Here is a 15,943-nt window from a genome sequence, read left to right as displayed (position 1 = left end):
CCTACCGCTGCGATCCGGCGAGCGCGGCCATCAGCGCGTCCTGATCGTAACGATAGATGCTGCTGTCCTGCGGCCCGGCGGGCCGAGGCGTGGCGCGCAGATGGACGATGCGGCAGCCCAGCAGTTCGCCGGCCTGCGACGCGTCCGATCCGGTGAACAGCACCACGTCCTGCGGGTCGACCGCTTCGTCGGCGGGCAGGCCCATCACCACCTCATGCCCGGCCTGTCGAAGCAGCGGCGCCAATATCTCGCGGGTCCAGCCATCCTCGCTGTCGGCCAGCAGGCAGCGGCCGCCGCTCCGCTCGGCGATCGGCTCGTCCGGCAGGGCGGCGAACAGGGCGAAGGGATTGATCACCTCCAGATGCTCGCCGTCGATCACCGCGACGCCGCTCAACAGGCCATGCATTGCGACCATGTCCGGCACGGCGGGCATTTCCACGATGTCGAGCACCGCGGCGACCGGATAGCAGGCCTCCCGCGCACCGTCGCGCAGGCGAAGCGCTGCGACCTTCTCCTCGGAAAAGGCGTGATGACCGTTGGCGACCGGCACCAGCCGTCCGTCCAGGCGCACGAAGCCGCAACCGCCCGACCGGCCGAACAGCCGGGCGTCGATGTCCTCGACCCGCTCGATCAGCGACAGCTTCAGCAATCGACGCTCGCCCGAATATTCCTCGAACCGCAAGGCGGGAACCATCTCGACGACGCCCTGCGCCTCCTCGCCCTCTCCGGCCCGACGCGCCGCATGATCGTCGACGATATTGGGCAGGCGCGCCGCATTGGCGAGGCCCGCCGCATCCAGCAACAGCATCGGCTTGCCATTGTCGGGCAGGGTCATGCCGGCATAGACGCCCGACGCCATCACCAGCGGCGATGCGGGACGGATCACGAGTTCCTCGTGATTTTCCACCGCTGACACGCCCATGGCGAACGGCACGCCGGTCGCGGAGCGCACGACCATCACGGCGCGCGGCCCCGGCTGCGCGACGCGCTCCATGCCCAGCACATCCTCCAGATCGATCATCGAATGGCGGACGGAACGGATCGTCGCGATCTTGGCGCCGCCCACCTGCGCGATGTTCAGCGTCTCATTGTTGTCGTGCAGGATTTCCACGACGGCGGCGCGGGGAATGGCGAAATGCAGGTCGCCGGCCCGCACGATCAATCCCGGAATGATGGTCAGCGTCAGCGGCACCCGAAGGGTGATGGTCAATCCGCAGCCGGGCCGATTGTCGAGCGCGATGACGCCGCCGATCCGCTCCACATTGGCGCGCACCACGTCCATGCCGACGCCGCGCCCGGAAATGGCCGTGACCTGGTTGGCAGTCGAAAGGCCGGGGTGGAAGATCAGGTCGAGCTTCTCCGCCTCGCTCATCCGCGCCGCCGCTTCGGGCGTCAGGCGGCCCGCAGCAATAGCCTTGTCGACCAACCGTCCGGTGTCGATCCCATGCCCGTCGTCGGAAATCTCTATGACGATCTGGTTGCCCGACTGGCGCGCCTCCAGCCGCAGCCGGCCCGCTTCGGGCTTGCCCAGCGCCCGCCGCTTTTCCGGCGTCTCTATGCCATGGTCGATGCTGTTGCGGACGATATGGGTGAGCGGATCGACGACCATCTCGACCATTTCCCGGTCCATCTCGACATCGCCGCCCTCCAGGCTGAGGTCGATGCGCTTGCCCAGATCCCGGCCCAGGTCGCGCACCATGCGCGGGATGGCGGTGAACAGCCGGTCGACGCGTTGCATCCGCGTCTTGGAAATGGCGTCGCGCATGTCCGCCACGCAGGTCGACAGCCGTTCGAAGGCGCTCTCCAGCTCCGGATCGCCCGACCGTTCGCGCAGCTTGCGCGACAGCTCGTTGCGGGCCAGCACCATGTCGGACACGCCGTTCATCAACTGGTCGATCAGCGACAGCGGCAGGCGGATGGTGCGCGGCGCCGCCTGCCCGCCCGAAGCCCTCGCCACCGCGACGGCCGCCGTCGGCGACTCATTCTCATCCGGCCCGGCAACCTCCGCCGCAGCCAGCCTGCCGGTCAGCGCGGCGATCAGATAATCGTCATTCTCCTGCGGCAGGGCGGCGCCGATGGCCACCGCCTCCGCCAGTTCCGCGATGCGGTCCATGATGCCCAGAACGGCGCTGACTGTGGCCGGGTCGGCGATCCGCTTGCCCGCCCGGATTTCCGACAACACATCCTCGGCCGCGTGGCTCAGCCGTTCGAAGCGCGGCAGGTTCAGGAAGCCGCAGCTTCCCTTCACCGTATGGAAAAAGCGGAAAATGGCGTCCAGCCGGTCCCGGTCGGCGGGATCGGCTTCCCAGGCGACGACCTCTCCGGCCAGCGCCTCCAGCGTTTCCTGCGTTTCCGATATGAATTCCTGGAGTAGCTCGTCCATTCCACCGCCTCATGGATAGGCGCGGACCATGGCGCGGCTGTGGTTAAATCCCCGTTAAAGACAGCGACCGTGAAACCGCGAAAGGAAAAAGGGACGCCGCGACCGGCAGTCGCGACGCCCCTTGCGGCTCGGTTAGCGGCGCTGAACCTGGAGCGCGATGCTCTATTGCGCCTCGCGCTTCTCGACCGAATCGCCCGCCTTCTCGCCGGCTTCGCGAGTGGCGTCCGCCTTGTTTTCCAGCGCGTCCGCGGCATTTTCGGCGGCGGCTTCGGCATTGCCGCTCAGATTATCGGCCATCGCTTCCATATTGTCGGCCTGGTTGTCGATGGCGTCCGCCTGATTCTCATACGCGTTCTCGACCTTGTTCTCCTGCTTGGAATCGCACGCAGCAAGCGCGATCAGGCTGGCAAGGCCAAGGACTGATACGATGGTTTTCACGGCGTTTTCTCCTGTTGCGCCCCCATGGGCTGACGTCATTCGGCAAGGGTGCCGGAAGCCCGGAACCCTGACGCCCATCAACTGGTCGCGCGAAGGATGGTTCCCGCCGCACGCTCCTTTCGTCGCGGAAACGACTTATTTTTTAAGGGAATCGCGGATTTCGCGCAGCAGCATCACGTCCTCCGGCGTTGCGGCGGGGCCTTCCTCAGGCTTGGGCATCAGCTTGTTCACCGCCTTGACCAGCAGGAAGATGATGAAGGCCAGGATCAGGAAATTGACGAACACGGTCAGGAATTCGCCCCAGCCGAACATGGCGACCCCGGCTGCCTTCAGGTCGCCATAGCTTTCCGGATTCCCCTTGAACCCGGCGGGCAGGTCGCCCAGCCGGATGAAGTAGCGGGAAAAGTCCGCCCCGCCGAAGACATAGCCGACCACCGGCATGATCAGATCGTCGGTCAACGATTTGGTGATGGTGGCGAAGGCGCCGCCGATGATCACGCCCACGGCCAGGTCGATGACGTTGCCGCGGTTGATGAACGTCTTGAATTCGGAAATCAGCCCCATGGCAAAACCCCTTGTTCCTATTGCGATAGGAAAAAGCATGGGCCGTTGCGAAGGGTTCCACAACCGCCTATTTCCATGGGCGAAACAAGCCAGAGGATGTTCCATGACGATCCTGCGCCAATTCCGCCTGTTCCTCCTGCCGCTGCTGGGCGCCTTTGCCCTGTCCGCCTGCGGCATCAACAGCGTCCCCGCCGCGGAGGAGGCCGCAAAAGCGAAATGGGCCGACGTCCAGGCGCAATATCAGCGCCGGGCGAACCTGATCGACAATCTGGTGGCGACCGTGAAGGCCGCCGGCAAGCTGGAACAGGACACGCTGGTCAAGGTGACCGAAGCCCGTTCCAAGGCGACATCGGTTCAGGTCAATGCCGATGATCTGTCCGACCCCGCCAAGGTGCAGCAGTTCCAGCAGGCCCAGGCGCAACTGTCGCAGGGTTTGGGCCGCCTTATCGCCACGGCCGAGGCCTATCCCGACCTCAAGGCCAACCAGAATTTCCTCGATCTCCAGTCGCAGATCGAAGGCACGGAGAACCGCATCGCCGTCGCCATCCGCGACTATAATGAAGCGGTGCGCGCCTATAATACGCGCATCCGCACCTTCCCCGACGCCATCGGCGCGAAGATCATCCACGGCGCCAAGCCGATGACCCCGTTCCAGGCCACCACGCCCGGCGCGGAAGAAGCGCCGAAGGTCGATTTCGGCAACTGATCCGGTGATGCTCCGCCGCCTGTTCCTGATCCTCGCGCTGCTGGTTTTCATGCCCGCGGCGGGAGTGACGGGAATCGCGCCTTCCGCACAGGCCCAGACCTTCCCCAAGCTGACCGGCCGGGTGGTGGACGACGCCGCCCTGCTCTCCCCGCAACAGGAACAGGCGCTGACCGACAAGCTCGCGGCGCTGGAACGGCAGAGCGGACGGCAATTGGTGGTGGCGACCCTGCCCGACCTTCAGGGCTATGACATATCCGATTATGGCTACCGGCTCGGCCGCGCCTGGGGGATCGGCGACAAGGAAAAGAATGAGGGCGCGCTGCTGATCGTCGCACCTAACGAACGCAAGGTGCGGATCGAGGTCGGCTACGGCCTGGAAGGCATCATGACCGACGCCCTGTCGTCCCAGATCATCCGCAACGCCATCACGCCCCGGTTCAAGGCGGGCGACTTGCCCGGCGGCATCGATGCGGGCGTGGACGCGATCGGCAAGCTGCTGACCCTGCCGCCGGACGAGGCCAGGGCGCTTGCGGCGCAGGCCGAGGCAAAGGCGCGCGACGCGTCGGACGATGGCGGGACATTCATGGCGATATTCTGGCTCATCATCGTCGCGATCATCGTCATCGCCATGCTTTCCGGACGGGGCAAGGGGCGACGCTATCGGGGTGGATCGGGACCGATCATCCTCTGGGGACCGGGCGATTCCGGCTGGGGCGGCGGGGGTGGATCGGGCTGGGGCGGTGGCGGCTGGGGCGGCGGTGGCGGCGGCTTTTCCGGCGGCGGCGGCAGCTTCGGCGGCGGCGGCGCTTCGGGGGACTGGTGATGCGCCTGATCATGAACGAAGCCGATCACGACCGCGTGACCGCCGCCGTGGCCGAAGCGGAAAAGGCGACCGATGGGGAGATCGTCACCATCGTCGCCCGCCGCTCCGACACCTATCATGACGCGGGACTGCACTGGGCCATCGGCGCGGCGTTCCTGGCCCTGTCGGCGGCGGCGGCATTCCCGCAGCATTTCCGCCGCCTCTGTTCCTGGTTGCTGCAAAGCTGGGAGCATGAGATCGAGGATTGGAAGCTGTTGACGGTCCTGCTGGGCCTGCTGATCCTCAAATTCCTCGTCGTCCGCTACGCGCTCGCCTGGATGCCGCTGCGCATGGCCCTGACCCCGAAAGCCACCAAGGCCCGCCGCGTGCGCCGCCGCGCCATCACCCTGTTCCGCGCCGTCGCCCAGGGGCGCACGCGGGGGCGGACCGGCGTGCTCATCTACCTCTCGCTGGACGAACATCGGGCGGAACTGGTCGCGGATGCGGCGATCAACGAAAGGGTCGCGCCGGAGGTCTGGGGCGAGGCCATGGCGGCGCTGATCGACGGCGTGCGCGAAGGCCGCGCCGCCGAAGGCATGGCGGAGGCGGTGCGGCAGGTCGGCCGCGTATTGGCCGAGCATTTCCCGGCAACCGGCGACAATCCCAATGAACTGCCCGACAGGTTGATCGAATTATGAGCGAACAGGACGGAACCTCCCCCGAGGAGATCATGTGGGAGGGCCGCTTCATCACCGCCAAGCGGCAGGGCCGCTGGGAATATGTCGGCCGGGCGCGAGGCATCCGCGCCGCCGTCATCCTGGCCGTGGATGAGGCTGCGGATGGCCGGCATGTGCTGCTGGTCGACCAATATCGCGTGCCGCTGGGCCGCCGCTGCATCGAACTGCCCGCCGGGCTGGTGGGCGACCAGGATGAGGGCGAGGAAGCCATGCTCGCCGCCGCCCGCGAACTGGAGGAGGAGACCGGCTACCGACCCGGCCGGCTGGAAAATCTGGGCGAATATTACAGTTCGCCGGGCATGGTGTCGGAGAGCTTCAGCCTGTTCCGCGCCCACGACCTCATGAAAACCGGCGAAGGCGGCGGCGTGGAGGGCGAGGACATAAGGGTCCACCGCGTGCCGCTGAACGCCATCCACGACAGGATCGCGGCATGGCGGATGGACGGTTTCGCGATCGACGTGAAATTGCTGCTGCTGCTGGGCGCCGGATTCGCGAACTGAGGCCGTGGCCAAGCGTTTGGGCAGCGATTCCCCGCGTTGAAAATCAAAGACTGCCGAAGCCGGGCGCTTCTCCACGCGCATTGCCGTCGATGCGGGTCGGGCGCCTCCAGCCGATCCGGGGCCGCTTGCGCAGGCGGAGGGTAGGCCAGTCGCCCCGGTCCGCTCGCTCGGCCAGGCGCATCCCCTGGGCGCGATAGGCGGCGAGCACCGCATCGGCCTGTTCCCGGAGCAGCCCCGCAAGCAGGATGGTGCCGCCTTCCTCCACCAGCGCGCAAAGCGACGGGGCGAGTTCGATCAGCGGACCGGCCAGGATATTGGCGATCAGCAGGTCATAGGGCGCGCGCGTCGCAATCGCCGGGTGATCCGCGCCGGCGGCGGTGTAGAGCGCAAGCTGCCCCTGCCCCTTGCCCGTCGCAACGCCATTGGCCACGGCATTGGCGGCGCTGATCTCGACCGCCACGGGGTCGATGTCCGACGCGGTCGCATAGGCCCGCGGCCAAAGGTGCAGCGCGGCGAAGGCAAGCAGGCCGGTGCCCGTGCCGATGTCCGCGACATTGCCGAAACGCATGCCGACGCGCCGCATGCGGTCGAGCATGATCAGGCAGCCCGCCGTGGTTTCATGCTGGCCCGTGCCGAAGGCGCGGCTCGCCTCGATCAGGAAATTGACGTGGCCGGGCGCCGCAGGATCGCCGGCCAGGTTGCGGACGTGGAAGCGACCGGCGGTGACGGGTTCCAGCCCCTGCTGGCTCAACGTCACCCAATCCTCATCGGGCAATTGCTCGATCACCGGCTTGATGCCGGCGGCGCTGGGGACGAGCGAGCGGAGCAGCCGGATCGCGGCGGGGCCGGGCTGGCCTTCGAAATAGGCGTCCAGCCGCCAGCTCTGCTCATTATCAGGCTCCGCTTCGCTGGTCATCAGCACGGGCGGCCGATCCATCAGGGCAAAGGCGGCGATGTCGCCATCCAGCGCCTCAGCCTCGGCGCGGGTGCAGGGGAAGGTCACTTTCCAGCTTTGCGCCTTGGCTTCGGCGGGCGCGGAGGGAAGGGTTAGATCGTTCATGACGCCGCCTTTAAACCTTTGGCGAATGGAGGGGAAGCGGCCACTTCAACTACCGGATGCGGGCCTTTTTTGCGGGGGCACCGCTCGCGAAAGGAGAAGCAGCGGGGAGCAGGCACGGCTTGCGCGTGCCGCTATCGGCCATTGCGCATCGCGTCAGGCGTCCGCCCACCGCCGCAGAAGATTATGGTACACGCCCGTCAAGCGGATGACCTGCGCATCGTCATGCCCCAGTTCGCCCGCCAGCGCCTGAACGCTGCTGTCCAGATCGAACAGCATCTGCCGCGCCGCGTCGTCCCGCACTATGGACTGGAGCCAGAAGAAGCTCGCCACGCGCCGTCCCCGCGTCACCGGCTCCACCCTGTGCAGCGACGATGACGGATAGAGCACCGCATGACCCGCGGGCAGCTTCACCTGCTGCACGCCGAAATTGGTCTCGACCGTCAGTTCGCCGCCGTCATAGCGATCGGGTTCTTCCAGGAAGACGGTGATCGACAGATCGGACCGCACGCGAAAGCCCGTGCCCGCCTGGATGCGCACTGCATTGTCGACATGGGTGCCGAAGGCCTGCCCGCCCGCATAGCTGTTGAACAGCGGCGGAAATATCTTCAGCGGCAGCGCGGCGGCGATGAACAGGGGCGAGCGGCCGAGGCCGTCGAGCACGATCTGCCCCGCCTGCTTCGCTTCGGCGCAATCCTCCGGCAGTTGCAGGTTGCGCTTGGCCAGCGCCGATTGATGGCCGGAGGTGACATTGCCGTCCACCCACTGCGCCGCGTCGATCAGGTCGCGCAGGCGCCGCACCGCATCGGCATCCAGCAATTCGGGAATGACGGTCAGCATGGCGATGAGCGGAAACAGGCCATGTCCATCATTCCGTCCCGCTGCGCAGGACGAAGGGAATCTCGACCACGCCCTTGACCCGGACGGCCTGGCCGTCGCGCATCACGGGCCTCCAGCGCCAGCCGCGCACCGCGTCGCGCGCCGCATTGTCCAGCCGGGGAAAACCGCTGCTCCGGGCGATGGACAGGCTCTCCACCGCGCCGTCCAGACCCAGCGTCAGCGCGAGGACGACCGTCCCCTGCTCGCGCTTGCGACGGCTTTCCACCGGATAGCGGGGCGGCTTGCCGGCGATCATCTGCGCGCCCAGGTCGCCGCCCTGGACGACGCTCGATCCCATGGATGCGGCGGGCGGCGCGGGCGGCGCGGAAACCGTGACGGGGGGAGCAGGCGGCGCAGGAGGCGCGATGTCCGGCGTGGTCGCCACTGTCGGCGCCGGCGGCTGGGGTACCTTCACCAATGGCGGCGGGGCGACGACCTCGGCCTGCGGGGGCGGGGGCGGCGCCTCCGCGGAAGGGGGCGGGGGCGGAGGCGGCATGAGGTTCACGACCGAGAGGCGCGCCTCCCGCACGCGCTGCACATGATGCCGGGCCTGGACGAGCGCGGCGATCAGGACGGCATGAAGCAGGACGATGACAAGGACCGCCGGGTAGTTCAGTCCGCGCCGCGCGCCATAACGGGCCGGAGCAGCTTCAGGGCGGAAGGGCGCGCTGGGGATGGAAGGCGGGGCGGCGGGCGGCGCGACGATAGCGTCATCCTCCACCTCTTCAACAAATCTATCCGCTACGCGAAGCATGCCAGATCCCCTTTGCCGCCGTGCAGGCGAAGCCCGTCCATAACGCGAATCCTAATGCTACTCAATCGCATCTTTGCGAAGGGACCGGACGGGCGGCGACCCGAGGAGGATGGGAGTGCATCGCCGCCCGCCCGTTTCCCCCGGCAAGGGACGAGTGCCGGGGGATAGGGATAGGTCAGAACATATAGTTGAGGCTGAACACCGCCGACCGGGTCGGGGCGGGCTGCGCCCAGCTATTATTGGTGTTGTTGCGCACCGTGGTCACATATTTCTCATTGGTGAAGTTCTGCACATTCACCTGCGCCGTCAGATTCTCCGTGATCGGGTAGGAGGCCATGAAGCGATGGATGGTGTAGCTCGGCACGCGATAACCGACATAGCTGTTGGCGACCAGTTGGGCGAGCGACGGCTGGTTCAGCAGGAAGCTGCCCTGATAGGTCAGGCCATAGCCCAGTTCCAGGCCGAAGCCGAAGCGGTAGGTCGTGAACAGGCTGCCCGAATGCTTCGGGGTATTGGTCAGCGAGTAACCGGCCGTCGGATCAAGGAAGGTCGTGCTGTTGGCGCATGTGCCGGCGGCCGGGTCGGTCGCGCCCGGATGGGCGAGGCAATAGTCGGAAACCCCCTGCTTGATCTTGCTCTTGAGGTACATGTAATTGGCCGAAATCGTCCAGTTGCTGGTGATGTTGCCCGACGCGCCGAAGGACACGCCCTCCACCCGCTGGTGGCCGTCCGTTGCCTGATCGGGCAGGAGCGGATCGCCCGACACCACCTTGATCTGATTGCGGTCGTTGCGGAACAGCGCCAGGGTCAGCAGCAATTGCTTGTCGAACAGGTCAGCCTTGGCGCCGATCTCGTAATTCTTCGTGGTTTCGGGCCTGACATTGCAGGTGCCGCTGCCGCCCGCGACATTGTCCGCGGTGCAGCTTCCGTCGACCGACGATTTGGACGGCAGCTTGGAGTTGCCGAAAGCGACATAAAGGCTGGTGTCCGGCGTCGGCTTCACGACAGCGCCGACGCGGAAGGAGAAGAGATTGTCGTCCACCTCCAGGCGATTGCCCACCGTGCTGATCTGGCCAAGCTGCGCCGAGCCGCCGGTCGTGTTGTAGGTGAAGGTGCGGTTGAAGCCCTTGACCTTCTCATAGCGGATGCCGCCGTTGATCTCGAACCAGTCGGTGAACTTCATCGTGTCGAACAGATAGGCGGCGTAGCTGGTCTGCTCCCCGACATTATGCGTGCCGAGGATGAAGTTGACGGGACCGACATAATTGTTGCTGCCATAGACGCGGGGCAGGCCGGTAGTGGCGGCCGGGCCGACGATACCCGCAGACGGATCGGCTATGTTCACCAGCGGCAGGTAGAAACCAAGGCTGGCGGCGGCATTATAGGCCGGATTGGCGGCGCTGGCGCCGGTGGTCGGCGTGGTGAAGGGCGCGGCATAGGGATCGAAGCCGTTGGCGCTGCGGCCCAGGCTGCCCTGCAACTGGTCGTAGCGCTCCCACAGGGCCGAGCCGCCGACGACCAGCGTATGGCCGATGCCCCCGGTGTCGAAATCGGCGCTGAGGTCGATCTGGTTATAGGCGGTTTCATTGGTGATGAAGCGCTGGTTGCCGCGACCGCCGATCGGCAGGTAATAGCCGACCGGGATGGTGAGCGTCTCGCCAGCGGCGGTCGTGCCGATGCGCTGCGTGCAAGCGCCGCCGGTATCGGGATTGAAGCCGCCCGCCGTGCCGTTGTCGAGGCAGAAGACCCCGTTCGGCTGGCTGGTCACCGTGTCCTGGCGGATATGTTCGTACCGCGTCAGGTTGCGGACCTTGACCGTGTCGCTGAAGGCATGGCTGAAGATCGCCTGCAACGACTTGGTCTTGCTGTCCTGACGGTCGAGATTGGCGAAGCCGTAATAGCCCGAACGGTCGAACTGGTCCACGATGCCGCCCAGAGCCGGGAAGTAGCGGATGCCATATTGCGGCATCGCCTTGTCGTCGAGATATTCGCCCTGCAGCGTCAGGCTGGTCGGGCTGTCGATGCCGATGGTGATCGCGGGCGCAACGCCCCAGCGCTCATAGTCCTCGACATCGCGGCCCGGCACGTCGTTGCGATGATAGACGGCATTGAGGCGAACGGCGATCAGGTCGTTGACGCGCTTGTTCGCATCGATGGTCGCGCGATAATAATTGTCCGTGCCGATCCCGGCGTTGAGGATCATGTTGTCGTCGGCCAGCGGACGCTTCGTCACCAGGTTGATCGTCCCGGCGACGGAACCGCCGCCGTTCATCACCGAATTGGCGCCATTGGTGACTTCGACCTGTTCGATATTATAGACTTCGTTGCGGTTCAGGAACGCGCCGGACCGCACGCCGTCGACCGTGACGTCGTTCTTCGCGTCCTGCCCGCGCAGGATGATGCGATCGCCATAGCCGAAGCCGCCCTCCCCCGCGCCGAAGGTGATGCCGGGAACGGTCGACAGCACTTCGCGCAGCGTCAGCAGGTTCTGCTGCCGGATGGTTTCCTTGCCGATCACGGTGATGGTCTGCGGCGTATCGAGCAACGGCCGGGTATATTTGGGCGATTCAGCCTTCTCGACCTTGATCGGAGATTCGTCGATCGCCGTGTCGGTGACCGTCATTCCGCCGAGCTTGGCGCCCTGCGCGGCGTCCTGCGCCTGGGCGGACGTGGCGAAGGCGATCGCGCCGACGCAACCCAGCGCCAGGAAGGAAGGTCGTGACAGTGCTTTGGACATGGAAAAAGAACCCCTTTCTTGAACCTTGAGGGGCCTGCTATTGCGACTTGTTCGCAGAGTCAACGCTATTGCGACTAATTATTATTTTATGATCGTATAGCGCCGTCGAAAAGCCAGCATCTTATCGCGCTCGCCAGATTGGGTGGCGCGGCCGTCGCCATGCGCGCCACGTCGATGCGCGCGATCAGGGCGTTGATCGGCAAGCCCTCCCGCGCGGCGGCCGCGCGGAGGGCTTGCCAGAATATCGGTTCAAGGCTGATCGCGGTCTGATGGCCCGCAATCGTCACGCTGCGCTTGACCGGCGGAGCGAAGGGCGATGCCGCCGGCGCCGAAGCGTCATGGGAAGGCCCCTCGCCTGCCATCAGTACATGTGCTGGCCGCCATTGATCGACAGCGTGCTGCCGGTCACGAAACCGCCATCCTCGCTGCAGAAGAAGGCGACGCCGCGCGCGATTTCATCGGCATGGCCCAGGCGACCGACCGGAATCTTGGCGACGATCTTTTCCAGCACGGCGGGGGGAACGGCGGCGACCATGTCGGTGTCGATATAGCCCGGCGCGATGGCGTTGACGGTAACGCCATATTTCGCGCCTTCCTGCGCCAGCGCCTTGGTGAAACCGTGAATGCCGGACTTGGCGGCGGCATAGTTGACCTGGCCATATTGGCCCGCCTGCCCGTTGATCGATCCGATATTGACGAAACGGCCCCAGCCGCGCTCCCGCATTCCGCCGAAGGTCGCCTTCGCCATGTTGAAGCAGCCGCCAAGGTTGATGCGCATCACCTCGTTCCAGTCGTCGAAGCTCATCTTCGCCAGCACGCCGTCCCGCGTGATGCCTGCATTGTTGACCACCACGTCGATCGGCCCCAGCGCTTCGACCACCTGCGCGCAGCCGTCCAGGCAGGCCTGGTGATCGCCCACGTCCCATTTGAACGACGCTATGCCGGTCTTCTCGGAAAAGGCCTGCGCCTTGGCGTCGTTGCCGGCATAGTTTGCGGCGACCGCGAACCCCATGTCCTTGAGCGCCAGGCTGATTGCCTCGCCAATTCCACGTGTTCCGCCCGTGACGACTGCAACCTTGCTCATGATGGCTCTCCTCAAAGAAAAATGACGGGACGAAACTTACCTCTCCAGCCAACCGGCCAGTTCGCGACGGGTCAGACTCTCATACAGATTCATAGCGTCCTGAGACGCGTTCAAACAACTCAAATGGACAAAATTATTACCGCCGGAAGCGATAAAGTCCTCCTTGCCGCGAATGGCGATTTCCTCCAGCGTTTCCAAGCAGTCCGCCGAGAATCCGGGAGTGAGGACGGCAACGTTCCGGACATTTTCGGATGGCAGTTGCCGCAGCACCGCATCGGTCGCCGGACCCAGCCATTTCGCCGGGCCGAAACGCGACTGGAACGTGACCCGCACCTCCCGCCCCAGCGCCTCGCCCAGCAGGCGCGCGCTTTCGACGCACTGGTCGCGATAAGGATCGCCCAATTGCCGCGTCCTTTCCGGCATGCCGTGGAAGCTGGCGATCAGCAGGTCCGGCGCGAAGTCCAGCGCGTCCAGTTGCGCCTGCGTCGATGCGCGCAGCGCCTCTATATAGGCGGGATCGGCATGATAGGGCGGCAGGGTGCGGATCGCCGGTTGCGCCCGCATCTTGCCCAGCGCGGCATAGGCGGCGTCGAGCGCGGTGGCCGTCGTCGCGGCGCAATATTGGGGGTAGAGCGGCGCGAGCAGGATGCGGTCGCACCCCGCCGCGATCATCGCCGCAAGCCGCGAGCCGATGGAAGGATTGCCGTAGCGCATGGCCCAGTCGACCATCACCTCCGGCCCCAGCCTGTCCTGCAACCCCCGCGCCGTGTCGCGGGTGTAGACGGCGAGCGGCGACCCGTCCTTCATCCACACCTGCCGATAGGCATGGGCCGATTTCTTCGGCCGGGTCAGCAGGATCGGGCCGCGCAGGATCGGCTGCCACAGGAGTTGCGGTATCTCCACCACGCGGGGATCGGACAGGAATTCGGCCAAATAGCGCCGCACCGACGCCGGGTCCGGCCCGTCCGGCGTGCCCAGATTGATGACCAGCAGGCCGACCTTGCCCAAGTCCCTCATCCTTCCATCAACAGGGGCAGGCTGCGGAACCGCCGCCCGGTGGTGGTGAACAGCGCATTGGCCACCGCGGGCGCGACCACGGGCGCGCCCAGGTCGGTGAGGCCAGCGGGCGGCGCGGTGCTGCGGATCAGTTCGACGGTCACTTCCCCCACATCGCCCAGCCGGGGCAGGCCCATCCGGCCCAATATCGCCCGTGTCGGCATGCCCTTCGCATAGGGGACGGACGCCCCCATGGCGAATGCCAGGCCGTGGATCAGGCCGCTTTCCACCTGTTGCCGGGCGATGTCGGGATTGACCTGTTCCCCGCCGTCGACGGCGGCGACGATCCGCGAGACCTGGAGCTTGCCCTCGTCCACGCCCGCCTCCACCATGACGGCGATGAAGGCGCCGTTCATCACATGCGCCGCCAGCCCCTGCCCGCTTCCCTCTATGCCGCCCTGCCAGCCGCCCATGGCGCCCACGGTGGTCAGGCAATGCGCCAGCCGGGGATTGCCGCCCAGCATCTGGATACGAAAGGACATCGCCTCCATCTGCGCCTGGTGGGCCAGTTCGTCCATGAAACTTTCGGTGAAGAACGCCCCGTGCAGATTCGCGTTGCCGCGCGCGAAGCCCAGCGGCAGGCCGACATCGGCGGGGAAATGATCAACCGCCCAGTTGGGCACCGAATAAGGCAAATCCATGCCCGCCACCGCCAGCCGGGTGGAGGTGCCCGATGCATCGGCGCTTGCTTCGTGCGGCAGCTTGCCATGGGCGATGCGCGCCCATGTCTGGGTCAGGGCGCAGGGGGCGGCGACCTTTGCGGACCAGCCCTCGACCGCGCCGTTGCGGCCCAGCTTGCCAGCCATGCGCGCATGGGCGGGGGCGCTGGGCCGGTCCTGGATCACATCCTCCAGCCGGGACCAGAGCAGTTGCACTGGCCGCCCCATCTCGCGGGAGAGGAGCGCGGCCTGCACCCCTGCCTCGAAATCCATGCGGCGGCCATGGCCCCCGCCGGCATGCAGCGGATAGAGCGTCACTGCCTCCGCCGGCAGGTCCAGCGCCCTGGCGATGGCGGCGCGGGCCAGGCCGGGCGCCTGCGTCGCCATCCACACCTCCGCGCCGTCCTCGCCGATCCGGGCGGTGGCGCACGTCGGCTCCATCGCCAGATGCAGGCCCGGCCGCACCCGATATTCGCTGGCGAGGACGGTCGCATCCTCCGACAGCGATTGCGGATCGCCCCGCGCATAGAGCCGCTCGCCCGAGGAGTCGGCAAAGGCCTGCTCCAACGCCGCCTCGATTCCGGCGCTGCCCACAGGCGTGCCGGAAAGCGCGAAGACGGGGTCGGCCAGATCCAGCGCCTTGTTCGCCGCCCACCAGTTGCTGGCGATCGCCGCCACCCAGCGTTCCCGCCGGACCAGTTTCAGGAAGCCGGTGACGGATTTCGCCGCGCCCTCATTGACGCTTTTCAGGACGGCGTCCCCGATCGGACCCTGCCGGATGGAAGCGAAGGCCATGTCGGGCAGGCGGATGTCGGCGGCGAAATTATGACTGCCGTCGATCTTGGACGGGGTGTCGAGCCGGGGAAGCTCCTGCCCCGCCAGCCGGTCCACATCGGCCTGGCGGAAGGGCAATATGTCGGGCAGGTCGAAGGTCGCGGCATCCTCCGCCACCTCGCCCAGCTTCAGCGTGCGCTTTCCGCCGTCGGAGACGATGCCGTCGCGGATGTCGCAGCTTTCCCACGCCACGTCCCACCGCGCCGCCGCCGCCTTGCACAACAGCACCCGCGCCGCCGCGCCCGCCTCCCGATAGGGCTGGTGGAACATGGGGATCGACGTGCCCGCGCCGGTCAGCATCAGCGCGCTGCGGGTCGCATATTGATCGATGGCCCATTCGCCCGCTTCCCCGGCAAGCCTGCTCCAGTCATTGGCCAGCCATTGGCGGGCGAGCAGATTGTTGGCGTAGAGCGGCCCGATGGGCGCGCTCTGCACGCCTATGGTGCGCCAGTCGGCGCCCAGCTCGTCGGCCAATATCTGCGGCAACAGGGTGCTGACCCCCTGCCCCATTTCCGTCTGCGGCACGATGACGATGATCTGCCCGGACCGGTCGATCTTGAGGAAGGCGTTGAAGGCGGTTTCGCCCGGCGCGGTGTTGAGATTGGCGCGATAGGCGCGCGGCCAGCCCCCCCATGCCAGCAGCAGGCCCGCCGTCGCGCCGCCGCCGACCAGCAGAGTGCGCCGGTTCAAACCCCTTTCCGTCTGCTGACCCTGCTTCCGCGGTGCGCGCCCCATGGGATCGCTGATAAAGAG

Annotated in this window: 15 protein-coding genes; 4 read left to right on the top strand and 11 right to left on the bottom strand. The window is 66.4% G+C overall.

Features of this window, described 5'->3' with window-relative positions:
• Nucleotide 1: 1 nt before the first annotated feature.
• The 3 genes from Sj15T_RS01070 to mscL all read right to left on the bottom strand — a co-directional run bounded on the left by Sj15T_RS01070 (nucleotide 2) and on the right by mscL (nucleotide 3,385).
• On the bottom strand, nucleotides 2-2,383 hold the full coding sequence (locus Sj15T_RS01070) for a chemotaxis protein CheA (RefSeq protein WP_013039508.1): 2,382 nt from the start codon (nucleotides 2,381-2,383) through the stop codon (nucleotides 2-4).
• 162 nt (nucleotides 2,384-2,545) lie between these two features.
• Nucleotides 2,546-2,821, bottom strand: coding sequence for a hypothetical protein (locus Sj15T_RS01065; RefSeq protein WP_007687106.1), 276 nt, complete (start codon nucleotides 2,819-2,821; stop codon nucleotides 2,546-2,548).
• Nucleotides 2,822-2,956: 135 nt separating this feature from the next.
• Nucleotides 2,957-3,385, bottom strand: coding sequence for a large conductance mechanosensitive channel protein MscL (gene mscL, locus Sj15T_RS01060; RefSeq protein ID WP_007687104.1), 429 nt, complete (start codon nucleotides 3,383-3,385; stop codon nucleotides 2,957-2,959).
• Nucleotides 3,386-3,488: 103 nt separating this feature from the next.
• On the opposite strand from mscL, the gene Sj15T_RS01055 reads away from it, so the two are divergent.
• Genes Sj15T_RS01055 through Sj15T_RS01040 form a run of 4 tightly spaced genes read left to right on the top strand, consistent with a single transcriptional unit; the run spans nucleotide 3,489 to nucleotide 6,130 of the window.
• Entirely contained in the window at nucleotides 3,489-4,091 is a 603-nt protein-coding gene (locus tag Sj15T_RS01055; RefSeq protein WP_013039506.1) for a LemA family protein, read from the top strand.
• Between the two features lie 7 nt (nucleotides 4,092-4,098).
• Nucleotides 4,099-4,914: a TPM domain-containing protein gene (locus tag Sj15T_RS01050; RefSeq protein ID WP_013039505.1), complete on the top strand. Its 816-nt coding sequence runs from the start codon at nucleotides 4,099-4,101 to the stop codon at nucleotides 4,912-4,914.
• Nucleotides 4,914-5,591: a membrane protein gene (locus tag Sj15T_RS01045; protein WP_013039504.1), complete on the top strand. Its 678-nt coding sequence runs from the start codon at nucleotides 4,914-4,916 to the stop codon at nucleotides 5,589-5,591. Before Sj15T_RS01050 ends, Sj15T_RS01045 begins: the two co-directional genes overlap by 1 nt.
• Nucleotides 5,588-6,130, top strand: coding sequence for an NUDIX hydrolase (locus tag Sj15T_RS01040; RefSeq protein ID WP_013039503.1), 543 nt, complete (start codon nucleotides 5,588-5,590; stop codon nucleotides 6,128-6,130). The genes Sj15T_RS01045 and Sj15T_RS01040 overlap by 4 nt, the downstream gene beginning before the upstream one ends.
• A 43-nt stretch (nucleotides 6,131-6,173) precedes the next feature.
• Here the strand turns inward: Sj15T_RS01040 and Sj15T_RS01035 are convergent, their stop codons facing one another.
• The 8 genes from Sj15T_RS01035 to Sj15T_RS01000 form a co-directional block, all read right to left on the bottom strand.
• On the bottom strand, nucleotides 6,174-7,190 hold the full coding sequence (locus Sj15T_RS01035; RefSeq protein ID WP_013039502.1) for a 50S ribosomal protein L11 methyltransferase: 1,017 nt from the start codon (nucleotides 7,188-7,190) through the stop codon (nucleotides 6,174-6,176).
• 153 nt (nucleotides 7,191-7,343) lie between these two features.
• Nucleotides 7,344-8,027: a Fe2+-dependent dioxygenase gene (locus tag Sj15T_RS01030; RefSeq protein ID WP_013039501.1), complete on the bottom strand. Its 684-nt coding sequence runs from the start codon at nucleotides 8,025-8,027 to the stop codon at nucleotides 7,344-7,346.
• 28 nt (nucleotides 8,028-8,055) lie between these two features.
• Nucleotides 8,056-8,820: an energy transducer TonB gene (locus Sj15T_RS01025; RefSeq protein WP_013039500.1), complete on the bottom strand. Its 765-nt coding sequence runs from the start codon at nucleotides 8,818-8,820 to the stop codon at nucleotides 8,056-8,058.
• A gap of 175 nt (nucleotides 8,821-8,995) precedes the next feature.
• Nucleotides 8,996-11,557 (bottom strand): TonB-dependent receptor, encoded by a 2,562-nt coding sequence (locus Sj15T_RS01020; RefSeq protein WP_013039499.1) that lies wholly within the window; start codon nucleotides 11,555-11,557, stop codon nucleotides 8,996-8,998.
• Nucleotides 11,558-11,643: 86 nt separating this feature from the next.
• Nucleotides 11,644-11,919 carry a ribbon-helix-helix domain-containing protein gene (locus Sj15T_RS01015; RefSeq protein WP_013039498.1) on the bottom strand — a complete coding sequence of 92 codons (276 nt, stop codon included), beginning with the start codon at nucleotides 11,917-11,919 and terminating at the stop codon, nucleotides 11,644-11,646.
• Entirely contained in the window at nucleotides 11,919-12,641 is a 723-nt protein-coding gene (phbB, locus tag Sj15T_RS01010) for an acetoacetyl-CoA reductase (protein WP_007687090.1), read from the bottom strand. Before phbB ends, Sj15T_RS01015 begins: the two co-directional genes overlap by 1 nt.
• Nucleotides 12,642-12,677: 36 nt before the next feature.
• Entirely contained in the window at nucleotides 12,678-13,658 is a 981-nt protein-coding gene (gene hemH, locus Sj15T_RS01005; RefSeq protein WP_013039497.1) for a ferrochelatase, read from the bottom strand.
• Nucleotides 13,655-15,925, bottom strand: a complete 2,271-nt coding sequence (locus tag Sj15T_RS01000) for a molybdopterin cofactor-binding domain-containing protein (protein ID WP_013039496.1) — start codon at nucleotides 15,923-15,925, stop codon at nucleotides 13,655-13,657. The genes hemH and Sj15T_RS01000 overlap by 4 nt, the downstream gene beginning before the upstream one ends.
• Nucleotides 15,926-15,943: the final 18 nt, after the last annotated feature.

The organism is Sphingobium sp. TA15 (assembly GCF_037101235.1).
Taxonomy (GTDB): Bacteria; Pseudomonadota; Alphaproteobacteria; order Sphingomonadales; family Sphingomonadaceae; genus Sphingobium; species Sphingobium indicum.
This window is presented reverse-complemented; position numbering and strand designations above follow the sequence as displayed.